We start from the raw sequence: 14,549 nt of genomic DNA on the forward strand, positions 1-14,549 counted from the left end.
TATGTAAATTTTTTTGTTAGCAATATGGTTTTTAATATGACAGTGCATTGGCTATCTCATAAAGATTATCATCAAATTTTCTAGGCATTGCCAATGCTTCATCTATATCGTCATCAACAATTTTGCCGCCTCTCATTCCTACAACTCTTGAAGATTTTCCTTCAATAAGAAGTTCTACAGCTCTCGCTCCAAGTCTTGAAGCTAAAATTCTATCGAAAGCGGAAGGGCTTCCTCCTCTTTGGATATGTCCAAGCTTTGTAGCTCTTGTTTCAACTCCAGTAACCTTCTCAACTTCTTTTGCAAGCTTTTCAGATCCGCCTACTCCTTCAGCAAGAATTATGAGATTATGCATCTTTCCATTTCTCTTTCCTTCTAATACACTTCTGCATATATCATCTACATTCATGCCTTTTTCAGGAACTATTATTGTTTCTGCACCACCCGCGATTCCTGAGAATAAAGCTATGTCTCCGCAATTTCTTCCCATTACCTCAACAATGCTTACTCTTTCATGAGAAGCAGATGTATCTCTTAATTTATTTATAGCATCTAGAACAGTATTTAAAGCAGTATCGAAACCTATTGTGTAATCTGTGTATGCAAGATCATTGTCAATTGTTCCTGGTAGTCCTATAGTATTTACCCCAAGTTTTGAAAGAAGTTTTGCACCAGTGAAAGAACCGTCTCCGCCTATTACTACTAAGCCATCGATTCCAAAAACTCTAAGCACTTCTGCAGCCTTCATTCTAACTTCTTCTTTTTTAAATTCTTCACATCTAGCGGTTCTAAGTACTGTTCCGCCCTTTTGAATTATGTCAGAAACTGAGCTACGAGTCATTTCAAAGATTTCTCCATTTATAAGGCCGTTATATCCTCTTTGAACACCCATAACATTTAAGCCTTTATCAAGCCCCATTCTAACCACTGCTCTAATGGCAGCGTTCATTCCTGGTGCGTCTCCACCACTAGTTAATACTGCAATCTTTCTCATTATTATTCCTCCTGTTACCCCATGGGCCATAAGTTGTCCCACCATGGTCAAAATTGTAACTTTAGTAATACATATTAGTTCAATTGCTATTAATTTTTCTTTCAAAATAATGTTACTATAAAAATATTAAATATGCAACAATAGTATTGTTGTGCTTTTATACAAAAATATAAATATCGATACAATATCTATTATTTTTTATGTTTTTCACAACTCTCAATTTTTAATGCAAGAAAAATTGCATTTATATGTCTGAATTTTTCATTGAAAATGTTTAAGTATCAGTATTTTTAACATTTTTTTAGGGTTTATTGTCTAAAAAAATTTTTACATTTTTTTAGACTTTATGCTCCCTAAAACACTAATATAAATTTATTAATATATTTAATGCTCTTTCCTGCACTTTTTTATAGATGTTTCTAAAAAAATAATTTTTATATTTCACATTTTTTTAATTCTGTATAAATTCCTGCATTATAATAGCTTCACATAACAGGTCATTTATACAGATATTTATATATTAATTATCAATTAATTTTATGTTTTGCTCTCCGAATTCCCTCTTTAGTATTTCCAAAACATCCGTGTCAATATTCACCCAATATTCTCTGTTCATCCTATTTTTTAGTCTTTCCCTTTTAGTGCACAAAAATACGGGTGTAGTACCTTTAAATTTAAGCAATAATTTTTTTATCTCCCCATATATGTTTCTCAAGGTTTTTTCATCTTCGATAGCAATATATAAATTTGATATTTTCAAATTTTCAAGAGGCCTTATGCCTTCACAAATTATTCTTGGAGCTTCATCTTCCTTTATGCTGACTCTTCCATTTATGAGCACCATGCCGTCTTCCTCAATAAACATAGATACTCTTTCCATAGTCTTAGGGAACACTATGACCTCTATGCTTCCATACAGATCTTCAAGGGTTATAAATGCCATTCTGTCATTGTTTCTAGTAAACTTTCTGCTTACGGCACTTATTATTCCTCCTAATATGACTCTGCTGCCATCACCTATGTCTTTTTCATCTCTTCTTGAGGGTTCTTCCAAAATAAAATTATTATCCTCATCTTCTAGGGTAGTGCTTATTTTGGCAGCTTCTAATATATCTATGGTTTTAGCGCTGGTCTGAAGTTTAAGGGCCTGCTCATACTCCTCCAGTGGATGACCTGATATATAAAGCCCAGTCATCTCTTTTTCCATTGCCAGCATATGCTTCTTTTCAAATTCCTTTATATCAGGATATTTTATATCAGCTTCAAATAGTTTATTTCCAGAAGCAGTGGAATCAAAGCTTCCAAACATACTTAACTGCCCATCTATATTTCTCTTTTTCTCATTAGTCATTCCATCAAGTATTCTCTCATAAACAGCCAATAGCTGCGATCTGAACACCTTAAATCCATCAAGAGCCCCAGCCTTTATGAGGCTTTCCAGCACCCTTTTGCTAACTGTGGAAAGTTCAATTTTATCGCAGAAATCATATAAGGAGGTAAACTTTCCCTTTTCTTCTCTGCATTTCACTATGCTGTTTATTACAGCTACTCCAGTATTTTTTATAGCAGCCAAGCCAAACCTTATGATAGTTTCATTCTTTACTGTAAATTTTGCATGACTTTCATTTATATCTGGAGGAAGCACTTGAATTCCAAGGCTTTCTGCAAATCTTATATAATAGGACACCTTCTCACTTATACCCATAACACTATTTAACATTGCTGCTATGTATTCTGCAGGATAATATTTGGCAAGATAAGCGGTTTGATATGCTATTACCGCATAAGCAGCTGCATGAGACTTATTAAAAGCGTAGGAGGCAAAATCTATCATCTGATCAAAAATCTTGTTTGCTATATCCTCGCTTATTCCATTTCTTACGCAGCCTGGAACTTCAACCTTTCCATTTTTATCCACGATTCCATGGATAAAATTCTTTCTTTCCTCTTCCATGACCTTGTGCTTCTTTTTAGACATGGCACGCCTTACCAGATCACTTCTTCCCATGGAATATCCAGCAAGCTCTCTAACTATCTCCATAGCCTGCTCCTGATATATCATTACTCCGTTAGATACACCAAGTACAGCTTCCAGCTCTGGAGTCAAATATTTTATTTTATCTGGAAACCTTTTATTTTCTATATATTTAGGAATCTCTGCCATAGGGCCTGGTCTGTAAAGACTTATTCCAGCTATTATATCCTCAAGGGAATCAGGTTTAAGCTCCTTCATGAAGTTGGTCATTCCTGCAGACTCCAGCTGGAACACTCCTACGGTCTTACCTTCTCCTATCATTTTATATACTTCTTTATCTTCAAAGCCAAGCTTGTCAAGATTTACTTCTATTCCACGATTTTCTCTTATAAAATCTATGGTATCTCTCATTACAGTAAGGGTTCTAAGACCTAGAAAGTCCATTTTTAAAAGTCCCAGCTCCTCTAAAGTTCCCATGGTGAACTGAGTTACAATCATTTCTTCATTTCTCTGAAGCGGAACATACTCCACTAAGGGCTGAGAGGCAATAACTACTCCTGCTGCATGAGTAGAAGAGTGCCTAGGAAGACCTTCCAGAGCTTTGCTTACATCTATAAGCTGCTTTACTCTCTCATCTTCATCATATGCGGCTTTTAAATCAGGATTTATATCCAAGGCTTTTTCTATGGTGATTCCCAGCATAGTAGGAATCATCTTAGCTATCTTATCTGTTTCAGAATAGGAATAATTCATAGCCCTTCCTACATCTCTTATACACATTCTGGCGGCCATGGTTCCGAAGGTTATTATCTGAGACACATTGTTTTCTCCGTATTTTTCCACAACGTAATCAATAACCCTCTGTCTTCCTTCATAACAAAAATCAGAATCTATATCTGGCATGGAAACACGCTCTGGATTAAGGAATCTTTCAAATATCAAACTGTATTTTATAGGATCGATTTTTGTGATTCCTAAGGTATAGGCAACTATGGAACCCGCAGCAGACCCTCTTCCTGGTCCTGTAGGTATGTTATTTTCCATTGAGAATCTTATAAAGTCCCAAACTATAAGAAAATAATCCACATAGCCCATCTGCTTTATGACTCCAAGCTCATATTGAAGTCTATCAACTAAATCTTTAGCCTCTTTTATACCCTGGCTAAATTGTATAATTTCCTCTATATTGATTTGTTTTTGCCTTAGCGGGGTGAAAACCTCATATAAACCTATGAGCCCTCTAAAGCAATTTTCCACTAAATATTCGTAGGGCTCTACTCCCTCTGGCAGCGGGAATTTAGGCAGCTTAGATTTATGAAATTCATAGTCAAAATTGCATTTTTCAGCTATTTTAACTGTATTCTCTAAAGCTTCTGGAATATAAGAAAAAAGATAATGCATTTCTTCAGCATCTTTTAAATAGAACTGATCTGAAGGATATCTCATCCTGTCCTCTTCATCTACAGTTTTCCCTGTCTGTATGCATAAAAGAATATCATGAGATTTGTAATCTTCTCTGTTTATATAGTGAACATCATTTGTAGCCACCAAGGGGGCTTCTATTTCCTTGGAAAGCTCTATGAGCTTCTCATTTACCTTAAGCTGATCCTCTACATTGTGATCCTGCAGCTCTAAATAGAAATCTTCCTTAAATACAGACTTGTAAAAAAGAGCAGCTTCCTTAGCTTTGTCATATTCTTCATTGAGAAGATGTGACTGCACTTCTCCTCCAAGGCAGGCGCTTAGGGCTACAAGTCCTTCACTGTTATTTTTCAAAAATTCATGGTCTATTCTAGGCTTATAGTAAAACCCTTCTATGGAGGCTGTAGAAACTATCTTCATCAGATTGTTATAGCCAGTTTCGTTTTTCACCAGCAGAACTAAGTGGTAAGTACGGTTGTCCTTATCCTGTAGCTTTAAGTGCATATCCTTAGGGACAATATATATTTCGCAGCCTATTATAGGCTTTATTCCAGCTTCCTTAGCTGCTTTGTAAAAATCAACACAGCCATACATGACACCATGGTCTGTAATCGCTATGGAACTCATTCCAAGCTCTTTTGCTTTAGCTATCAGGGGCTTTATCTTACCTGAGCCATCTAGCAGGCTATATTCTGTATGCACATGAAGATGCACAAAATCCTTTGTATCCATCATACCACCCCTTTCTTATGATATTTATTGGCCTTGCTTTATATCAGTGCTTATTTTTACACTGATTTAAAACATAGCCTATTTATTAAAGGTGCAGTGCTTTTCATGATTGGTAAATTACTTTTTTATTACCCTAGCAGATAATAAAGCCTTTCCAATCTGGCTTCCATTTTTATCAGCCATATCTATTTCCACCTTGCAAAAACTTCTTCCTGTATCCATTATTTTAGCATATATGTCAATCTCATTATCCACTTGGACAGGTCTCATAAAATAAGTACTTATGCTGTCCACTGATATATTTATATTGTTCTTTTGTCTTAGAGTCACCAAGCCTATAGTGGACAAGAGCATGTTAAGAGAACTCCAGGATGCGGTACCGATAGTATCCAGCATCTGTGGAATTATTCTGCCATAAAAATGAACCACTCCATTTTGCATTTCATACTCGAAATTCTTGAGTATAACATCCTCTAAGGTATCGCTTACCTGAGGCTGCCTCGAAGCATATTGCAGGGCTTTTATAACATCATGCCGAGTAATTATTCCTATCAATTTCTTGCCCTCTACCACTGGACATATTTCTATAGATTCCCATCCCATTATGTGAGCCGCATATGCCACTGTAGTTTTTGCATTTACCGTGATGACCGATTTGCTCATCAGCTTACCAATAGGATCCTCTATAGAATAATCTATAGGCAGATCTTTAAGGGTTATTATTCCTACCACTTTATTTTCGCTGTCAACTACTGGATATCTTTCATGCTTGGTTTTATCCATTACTTCTTTCCAATCCGCTACAGTATCATTTACTGATAGAGTCACTGGATTGTTTTTCATAATATCTTCCACTAAAATTATATCTTTTTTTATGAGGCTTTCTGATATAGCCTTATTGATCATTGTAGCTATGGTAAAGGTATCATAGCTTGAAGAAATTATAGGAAGACATTTTTCATTAGCTAATTTTCTTATTCTATCAGAGCAGGTAAAGCCTCCGCTTATGAGCACAGCGGATTCATTGTTAAGAGCTAATTCCTGTGCCTCTTCTCGGTTACCTACTATAAGCATACAATTAGGATTTATATACTTTTCCATAGCTTCTAAAGTCATTGCCCCTATGACAAATTTATTTAAAGTCTTGTATACTCCTTCTTTTCCTCCAAGTATAGTACCATCTACTATATTTACTACTTCTGCATAGGTAAGCGTCTCTATACTCTTCTTTTCAACCTTCTCAATTCTAACAGTTCCTACCCTTGGAATGGTTGATACTATTCCTAAAGCTTCGCAATCCTTTATAGCTCTATAGGCTGTACCTTCACTAACTCCTAGCTCTGACGCCATACTTCTTACAGAAATCTTATATCCCACCTCTAAGGATAGTATATGTTTTATTATCTCTTCATGCTTTGACATATAAGTGCCCTACCTTTCTTCCTTCCTAAGCTCATCCGCTATCTTTTCTATCCTTCTAAGCCTATGGTTTACTCCGGATTTTCCCACTGGAGGATCAAGCATCTCTCCTAATTCCTTCAAGGATTCATCGGGATAATTCAGCCTAAGCTCTGCGATTTCTCTAAGATTTTTAGGCAGCCTTCCAAGACCAATTTCACTCTGTATAAGCTTTATGCTTTCCACCTGCCTGACTGCTGCATTTACAGTCTTGCTAAGATTAGCTGTTTCACAGTTTACAAGCCTATTAACATTGTTTCTCATTTCTTTCATTATTCTTATATTCTCTACTTCTAAAAGTGAGCTGTGGGCTCCTATTATGTTAAGGAGATCTACTATCTGCTCACCTTCTTTTATATATATAATAAAGCTGCTCTTTCTCTGTATTACCTTTGAGGCCAAGCCAAAAGAATTTATCATTTCACTAAGAGCCTTAGCATAATCAAAGTCGTGAGTAACGAATTCTAAATGATAGGTCTTTTCTGGATTGCTTATGCTTCCGCCGCCCAAAAATGCACCTCTTATATAATACTTTTTAGTTTCTTCCGTTGAAACTATGCTTTCCCTTATGCCATAGTCAAAAGCTATCACATTCTCATCCTTAAGTATTCCTACTTTTTTAAGAAAGTCTTTAACATGCATATCTTCAGTTATCATAACCATGTATATATTATTTTTTTTAAGGGAATTGCTCCTTTTTACCATCAGCCTGCTGTGAATATTAAAATAGCTCTTTAAAAGCTTAAATATCATTCTTGCAATAGTGGCATTTTCAGTGGTTATCCTGAAATTTATATTATTATTTCCCACTAAAGATAAGGTTCCGCTTACCTTCATTATACCTGCTATTACTGCTGTGGCCTCTTCTAAGGACATTTCCATATTTCTGCAAACTTCTTCTTTAACTTTTGATGAAAATGACATATTAATTCTCCTAATTAGCTTGATTTTTGTTTTGCTTTAATCTCTCAGATAAATAGAAATACTCTATTATCTTTCTCTTATCATAGAATAATTTCTTTTCCATTATGGTTTCAACTAATATAGATGCTAATTTTTCAGCATCATGTCTTATAAGGTCCTTATTAACTTTCACAAAGTCTCCTTCTACCAAGTTGACTCCAAGTTTTCTTAATCTTTCCTTATCTATATTAACCAGATTTGAACCCTGCTTCTTATATATTTCAGAAAGCTTTTTATCTATCCTTCCTGCATTTGCTATAACACAGTTTACTATTTCACCGTTTACATGCCTGTTTATGGCGTTTATATGCTCAGCCACATCGTAATTATCACTTTCTCCAGGCTGAGTCATAATATTGCATATATATATCTTAAAAGCATCAGATTTTTTTATTGCTGCGGATATATCCTTAACCAATAGATTAGGAATTATGCTAGTATATAAGCTTCCTGGCCCAAATACTATGGCGTCTGCCTCTTCTATTGCATTTATTGCCTCTTCCAAAGCCTTAGCATTTTCTGGTTCTATAAATAGTCTTTCAATAGGACTATTTTGTGCTACTGCTTCTTCTGGAATATTAGATTCACCAGAAACCTCATTACCATTTTTAAGTTTTGCTTTAAGTATCACATTGTCAAGAGTAACCGGCATAACCTTTCCTGTAACCGCAAGTACGGAACTAACCTTTTGTACGGCTTCCTCAAAGTTTGAAGATATTCCATCCATAGCAGCTAAGAATAAGTTTCCAAAGCTTTGATTCTTAAGCCTTCCATCTTTGAACCTATACTGAAGTAATTCTTCCATGAGCGGTTCAGTATCAGAAAGTGCTAATATGCAGTTTCTAATATCTCCTGGGGGCAATATTCCTAAATCTTCTCTAAGGTCTCCTGAACCTCCGCCATCATCTGCTACAGTAACTATAGCTGTTATATTAGAGGTGTAGTACTTAAGACCTCTTAACATGGTGGAGAGTCCTGTACCACCGCCTATTACAACTATCTTAGGTCCTTTTACCAAAAGTCTTTTTTCATATATTAAGCTTTCCAAGTTTCTAGAATCTAATCGGATATTTATATATCCTTTGTTTATTAATGCTATTATTGACTTCATTCCTTGCCCAATCGCTAAATATATTACGAATATACCTAGGAAAACTAAATAAAGCCAAAATAATTTATACAAAAAGTAAAAGGTAGGATTCCTAGAATACTCCATTATTCCAAAAACTATAAAAAGCACCCCCATAGTTCCTAGAAAAATCCACCTCTTAAGTCTAACACCAGGTCTTAGCCAATCCCTAAATTTCATAGTTTTCTAACACCCCTATTTACATCTTCACTAATATCTCTATGTTCTATGTTGACTTTATGTCCCTGCTTTATAAGCTTTTCATAGATTTCATTGGCTATAGCCACGGATCTATGTCTTCCCCCTGTACAGCCTATAGAAATTATCAGCTGTCTTTTTCCTTCCTTAATATAATTTGGAATTAAGAACTTAAGCATATCTTCTAACCTGCCAACAAATGCTTTGGTAACTTCATTGGAAAGTACATATTCCTGAACAGGCTTATCAAGACCTGAAAAAGGTTTGAGTTCTGGAATATAGAATGGGTTCGGAACAAATCTAACATCGAAAACCAAATCTGAATCCACCGGAATTCCATATTTAAATCCAAAAGACAGCACAGTTATCATAAGTTCAACCTCTGACTGCCCTTCCTCTCCATATATATCCGTGATTTTCTGCCTTAAATCCCAAATAGAAAGCTTGCTGGTATCTATTATATTATCAGCTCTGTTTCTAAGCTCGCTTAGTTTATTTCTCTCTAGGGATATCCCCTGCAAAACTCTCCCATCTGGGGCTAAAGGATGCTTTCTTCTAGATTCCTTATATCTTTTTATCAGTACTTCATCATTAGCATCTAGATATAATATCTCATACTGATACTCTTGTTTCTCCAATTCTTTGAGACTTTCAAACAGGGCATCAAAGAATAATCCCCCTCTTATATCCATCACTAATGCTATCTTATCTATTTTTCCATCTGTCTGATAACACACTTCTCCAAACTTAGGTATGAGCGTTGGCGGCAAATTATCAACACAGAAATATCCTATATCTTCTAAACTTCTCATAGCTTGAGTTTTACCTGCTCCAGATAATCCAGTTACAATTACAAATCTCATAATGCCCTCCCGTATTCCTTATTCTGCACTCAATAATACTAATATTACTGCACCTATTATATCACTGTTATACATTCTGTTTTAACACAGCTATTTATTTTTATTATAACACAAATGCTTTATCACATACAATCTCATTAAATCTTGGCTAGCAAAATAGACCATGTCTTTTCATAAACAATATGCACATCATTGGTTATAAATCACTCAAAATAATACATTTACTTATCAATCCAGCTGACTCATAATTGTCTAGTAACGCAAAGCATATAAATTAATAAAAGGGAGGGGAATCCTTTGATAAAAAAATTCATGTGGAAATACTTGAAGCCGCACAAATGGATGCTTATACTCGGACTAGTTCTGGTAACTATTTCATCAGCACTTAATATGGTAGTTCCTTGGCTCTCAGGAATAATTGTAGATCAGGTTATAGTAAAGGGACAAACTGGAAAGCTCATTCCATATATAATTGTTATGATAGTTGTTACTCTGGTAAGATCAGCAATAAGATATGGCTTCCAGATAGATTTTGAAAGCATATCTCAAAGAACAATATTTAAAGTAAGAAGTGAGATGTATAATAAACTTCAATTTTTAGATGTAGACTATTTTGATAAAAATAGAACCGGCGATATTATGACCAAGCTTACTGGCGATATGGATACCTTGAGGCATTTCATAGCCTGGGTAATATACATGATATATGAAAACTCCTTGATTTTTATATTCGGGCTTGGAATTATGTTCTATATTAATTATAAATTTGCCTTTGCCGTATTCTTGTTCACTATTCCTGTTGCATATTTCGCTAGAAAATTGACTGTAGAAGTAAAACCTACCTTCAAAAAAATCAGAGCTCAGTTTTCAAGACTTAATACTGTAGCAGAAGAAAACATAAGCGGTAATAGAGTAGTAAAAGCTTTTGCCAAAGAAGACTTCGAGATGGAAAAGTTTGAAAAGGCTAATGCAAAATTTAAGCAGAGAAATCTAGAGTCTGCTGCTGTATGGTCAAAATATCTTCCTACTTTGGAATTTCTATCAGGTATGCTTAACATTGTTACTATCTTAGTTGGAGGAATTCTTGTAATAAAAAACATGATGAGTGTAGGGCAGTTGGTTACTTTTAACTCTCTTATTTTCTCTGTTAATAACCCCTTAAGAATGTCCGGCTGGCTAATAAATGACTGCCAAAGATTTACCACTTCTGCAGAGAAAATTCTTGAATTGCTTCTGGTAAACCCAGATATAAAGAATGCTCCTAATGCTTTAGATGTGGAGAAGCTTACTGGTGATATAGAATTTAAGGACGTCAATTTCAGTTATGATGGTGAAAAAATTCTTGAGAATATAAATCTTAAGGTAAAGGCTGGAGAAACCATAGGTATAGTTGGTGCCACAGGTTCTGGTAAAACTTCTATCATAAATCTTTTATGCAGATTCTATGATTGCAGCAGCGGAGGTATTTATATAGGCGGAACTAACATAAAGAATATAAATCTTCAGTGCCTTAGAAGAAATATCGGTGCAGCAATGCAGGACATATTCTTGTTTTCAGATACTATTGAAGGAAATATAGCTTACGGAGTTCCAGAAACTTCTATTGAAACTGTAAAGGATTCCGCTGAAAAAGCTCAGGCTGCAGATTTTATAAAGGATCTGGAAGATGCATATGATACCATCATAGGTGAACGTGGAGTTGGTCTTTCCGGTGGGCAGAAGCAGAGAATTTCTCTTGCCAGAGCCTTGATAAAGGATCCTTCAATTCTGATTTTGGATGATACAACTTCCGCCGTAGATATGGAAACTGAGCATGAAATACAAACTATGCTTAATAAATATAAAAATAACAGAACAACCTTTATAATAGCTCACAGAATATCTTCTGTTAAGAAAGCCAACAAAATTATAGTTATGGATAATGGCCGTATAGTTGAAGAAGGAACTCATGATGAGTTGGTTGCCAATAAAGGCTATTACTACGAGGTATTTAAAAATCAATATGGGAGCGAGGTGATATAAATGGCAAGAAATAAGTATGATGTGGATGAAGAACTAGAACGTGGTTTTAATTTCCAATATCTTAAAAGGGTTTTTAAATATTTAGTTCCTTATAAGAAAGAGATGATTTTCACTCTGATTATAATGCTTTTATCCTCCGTAGCTGGACTAACTGGTCCTTACTTGGTTAAAATAGCTTTAGATAATCAAATACCTAATAAAGATGTTAAAGGATTAATTATTGTTGCAGTAATATTTCTATTAACTCAAGTTATTAATTTAGTGTGCTTGAAGATTAAGATAAAAAAGATGAATTATGTTGGTCAAAATGTCATCTTTAATCTTAGAAAAGATTTATTTGAGCATCTTCAAAAATTACCTTTTACCTATTACGACAGCAGACCTCATGGAAAGATTCTTGTTAGGGTGGTTAACTATGTAAACAGCCTTAGCGACCTTCTATCTACGGGTATCATAAACCTTTTTACAGATACTTTTTCTCTATTTGTAATAATAGGCTTTATGCTGGTTATAAATGTTAGGCTTACAATAATAACTTTACTAGGACTTCCTGTATTAATATTTGCCACTTTTCTTATTAAAACTGCTCAAAGAAAGGCCTGGCAAATACTTAGTAACAAGTCTTCCAATTTAAATGCCTACATACATGAATCTATCTGTGGAATGAAGGTAACTCAAAGCTTTGCAAGAGAAAAAACTAATTCTGAAATCTTTTATAACTTGAATGAAAGCTATAGAAAATCTTGGATGAGATGCGTAGAAATTCAATTTTTAATGGGACCTTTTGTTGATAATATATCTTCCTTGGTTTCCGCAGCTATTTATATACTAGGAATCAAATGGATTGGAGGCAGCATATCCGTTGGTGTGCTTGTTGCTTTCATAGGATATATAGGCAGATTCTGGACTCCTATTTCAAATATAGCTAATACCTACAATGACATAATTAATGGTATGGCTTATTTAGAGAGAATATTTGAAACTCTTGATGAGGAGCCGACTGTGAAGGATATACCTAATGCTTCAACAATGCCCGAGATAAAAGGTGATCTAGAATTTAAGAAGGTTAATTTTTCTTATGATGAAGGTCACAGAATACTAAAGGATGTATCTTTCAAGGTTCCCGCTGGAAGCTCTATAGCATTGGTTGGACCTACTGGAGCTGGTAAAACTACTATAATAAACCTTATCAGCAGGTTCTATAACATAGATGATGGAGCTGTCTTGATTGACGGAACCGATATAAGTAAGGTTACTCTAAACTCCTTGAGAAAGCAAATGGGTGTTATGCTTCAGGATTCCTTTATTTTCTCAGGTACGGTAATGGACAATATAAGATATGGAAATCTTACAGCTTCAGATGATGAAGTTATTGCAGCGGCTAAAATAGTCCGAGCTCATGACTTCATAAAATCTCTTGATAATGGATATAACACCATAGTTAATGAAAGAGGTACCATGTTCTCAGCAGGTCAGAGACAATTGATAGCCTTTGCAAGAGCTCTTTTGGCTAATCCTGCTATATTAATACTTGATGAAGCTACCTCAAGTATAGATACAAATACAGAAATTCTGCTTCAACAGGGTCTTCAAGAACTTTTGAAGAATAGAACTTCCTTTATAATAGCTCACAGGCTATCTACAATCAAGAACTCAACCAGAATCATGTATATTGATAAAGGTACTATTGTGGAAGCTGGTTCCCACGATGAGCTTATGGAATTAAAAGGCGAATATTACAATTTATATCAATCTCAATTTAAGTATTTAGCTTAATTAGGGGCACCTCAAGTTGCCATCACATTTAGTCACAAAAAATAGTAGATGAAATTTCATCTACTATTTTTTGTGACATAAGGCAGATGCAGCATCCACTATACTGCATCTTCACCTATTATTCTTACTTCAGTTTTCAATTCCACTCCATAGCATTCATGAACAATTTTCTGCACATGTTCTATGAGCCTTAATATATCCATTGCTGTTGCATTTTTCTTATTAATAATAAAACCTGAATGCTTCTCCGATACCTGAGCGCCCCCTACACAGTAACCTTTTAAGTTACAATCTTCTATGAGTTTCCCGGTATAATAACCTTCTGGTCTTTTAAAAGTACTTCCTGCAGAAGGATATTCAAGAGGCTGCTTGTTACTGCGCCTGTTTTGAAAATCATCTATCAATTCTTTTATCTTACTGTATTCCCCATGCTCAAAAGAAAAAACCGCTTCTAGAACAGTACAAGAATTCTTAAGTACATAGCTATTTCTATAGCCAAACTCCATTTGTTCATTAGAAAGTCTTTTTATATCACCTTGTCTATCAACAATTAAGGCACTTTCTAATACATTTTTAATTTCACTAATGTAAGCTCCGGCGTTCATGGCAACCGCACCGCCAATGCATCCTGGTATACCGCAAGCAAATTCAAAGCCTGTTAAACTGCTTTTTAACGCCTTATCTGAAACATCACTTAAAAGTGCGCCGCTGCCGCATATAATCTTGTTGTCCTCAACTTTAATACTATCTAATTTCACAAGTTTAATTACAACTCCGCGAAATCCCCCATCCTTTACTATAAGGTTCGATCCATTTCCCATTATAAAATATGGTATGTTGTTACTGCTGCAAATCTTAATAACCTGCTGAACCGCCTCATTGTTTTCAGGAGTTAATAGTATATCTGCTGGTCCCCCCACTTTAAAAGATATATGCCTGCTCATAGGCTCATTCAATAGTATATTTTCTTCTCCCACAATAGCAGTGAAATCAGAAATAAGACCACTATACCTATTCATC

9 protein-coding genes are annotated in these 14,549 nt (G+C 35.1%); 2 read left to right on the plus strand and 7 right to left on the minus strand.

Going from position 1 to position 14,549, the window contains the following annotated elements; genetic code table 11:
• Nucleotides 1–31 precede the first annotated feature (31 nt).
• The 6 genes from pfkA to rapZ all read right to left on the minus strand — a co-directional run bounded on the left by pfkA (nucleotide 32) and on the right by rapZ (nucleotide 9,731).
• Nucleotides 32–991: a 6-phosphofructokinase gene (gene pfkA / locus IAI10_RS05440; protein ID WP_315672271.1), complete on the minus strand. Its 960-nt coding sequence runs from the start codon at nucleotides 989–991 to the stop codon at nucleotides 32–34.
• 520 nt (nucleotides 992–1,511) lie between these two features.
• Entirely contained in the window at nucleotides 1,512–5,120 is a 3,609-nt protein-coding gene (locus tag IAI10_RS05445) for a DNA polymerase III subunit alpha (protein ID WP_315672272.1), read from the minus strand.
• A 117-nt stretch (nucleotides 5,121–5,237) separates the two neighbouring features.
• Nucleotides 5,238–6,542, minus strand: coding sequence for a DRTGG domain-containing protein (locus IAI10_RS05450; RefSeq protein ID WP_315672273.1), 1,305 nt, complete (start codon nucleotides 6,540–6,542; stop codon nucleotides 5,238–5,240).
• Nucleotides 6,543–6,551: 9 nt separating this feature from the next.
• Nucleotides 6,552–7,502, minus strand: a complete 951-nt coding sequence (gene whiA / locus IAI10_RS05455; protein WP_315672274.1) for a DNA-binding protein WhiA — start codon at nucleotides 7,500–7,502, stop codon at nucleotides 6,552–6,554.
• Nucleotides 7,503–7,512: 10 nt separating this feature from the next.
• Complete coding sequence (locus IAI10_RS05460; RefSeq protein WP_315672275.1) at nucleotides 7,513–8,850, minus strand: YvcK family protein; 1,338 nt, start codon at nucleotides 8,848–8,850, stop codon at nucleotides 7,513–7,515.
• Nucleotides 8,847–9,731 (minus strand): RNase adapter RapZ, encoded by an 885-nt coding sequence (gene rapZ / locus IAI10_RS05465; RefSeq protein WP_315672276.1) that lies wholly within the window; start codon nucleotides 9,729–9,731, stop codon nucleotides 8,847–8,849. The genes IAI10_RS05460 and rapZ overlap by 4 nt, the downstream gene beginning before the upstream one ends.
• Before the next feature lie 312 nt (nucleotides 9,732–10,043).
• Between rapZ and IAI10_RS05470 the strand changes: the two genes are divergently transcribed.
• Both IAI10_RS05470 and IAI10_RS05475 read left to right on the plus strand, forming a co-directional pair.
• A complete protein-coding gene (locus IAI10_RS05470; protein ID WP_396334348.1) occupies nucleotides 10,044–11,753 on the plus strand; it encodes an ABC transporter ATP-binding protein in 1,710 nt (569 codons plus the stop codon).
• Nucleotides 11,754–13,529, plus strand: coding sequence for an ABC transporter ATP-binding protein (locus IAI10_RS05475; protein ID WP_315672278.1), 1,776 nt, complete (start codon nucleotides 11,754–11,756; stop codon nucleotides 13,527–13,529). It abuts the gene before it with no gap.
• A 98-nt stretch (nucleotides 13,530–13,627) separates the two neighbouring features.
• On the opposite strand, the gene murB is transcribed toward IAI10_RS05475, so the two are convergent.
• Nucleotides 13,628–14,548 (minus strand): UDP-N-acetylmuramate dehydrogenase, encoded by a 921-nt coding sequence (murB, locus tag IAI10_RS05480; RefSeq protein ID WP_315672279.1) that lies wholly within the window; start codon nucleotides 14,546–14,548, stop codon nucleotides 13,628–13,630.
• Nucleotide 14,549: the final 1 nt, after the last annotated feature.

Source organism: Clostridium sp. 19966 (assembly GCF_032335695.1).
In the GTDB taxonomy this organism is placed as follows: Bacteria; Bacillota; Clostridia; order Clostridiales; family Clostridiaceae; genus JACTOJ01.

Bases quoted from the DNA above. Each gene is read 5' to 3' on its own strand.
- IAI10_RS05445 (WP_315672272.1), bottom strand. From the start codon at position 5,120: ATGGATACAAAGGATTTTGTGCATCTTCATGTGCATACAGAATATAGC.
- pfkA (WP_315672271.1), bottom strand. From the start codon at position 991: ATGAGAAAGATTGCAGTATTAACTAGTGGTGGAGACGCACCAGGAATG.
- IAI10_RS05460 (WP_315672275.1), bottom strand. From the start codon at position 8,850: ATGAAATTTAGGGATTGGCTAAGACCTGGTGTTAGACTTAAGAGGTGG.
- murB (WP_315672279.1), bottom strand. From the start codon at position 14,548: ATGAATAGGTATAGTGGTCTTATTTCTGATTTCACTGCTATTGTGGGA.
- IAI10_RS05475 (WP_315672278.1), top strand. From the start codon at position 11,754: ATGGCAAGAAATAAGTATGATGTGGATGAAGAACTAGAACGTGGTTTT.
- IAI10_RS05450 (WP_315672273.1), bottom strand. From the start codon at position 6,542: ATGTCAAAGCATGAAGAGATAATAAAACATATACTATCCTTAGAGGTG.
- rapZ (WP_315672276.1), bottom strand. From the start codon at position 9,731: ATGAGATTTGTAATTGTAACTGGATTATCTGGAGCAGGTAAAACTCAA.
- IAI10_RS05470 (WP_396334348.1), top strand. From the start codon at position 10,044: ATGTGGAAATACTTGAAGCCGCACAAATGGATGCTTATACTCGGACTA.
- whiA (WP_315672274.1), bottom strand. From the start codon at position 7,502: ATGTCATTTTCATCAAAAGTTAAAGAAGAAGTTTGCAGAAATATGGAA.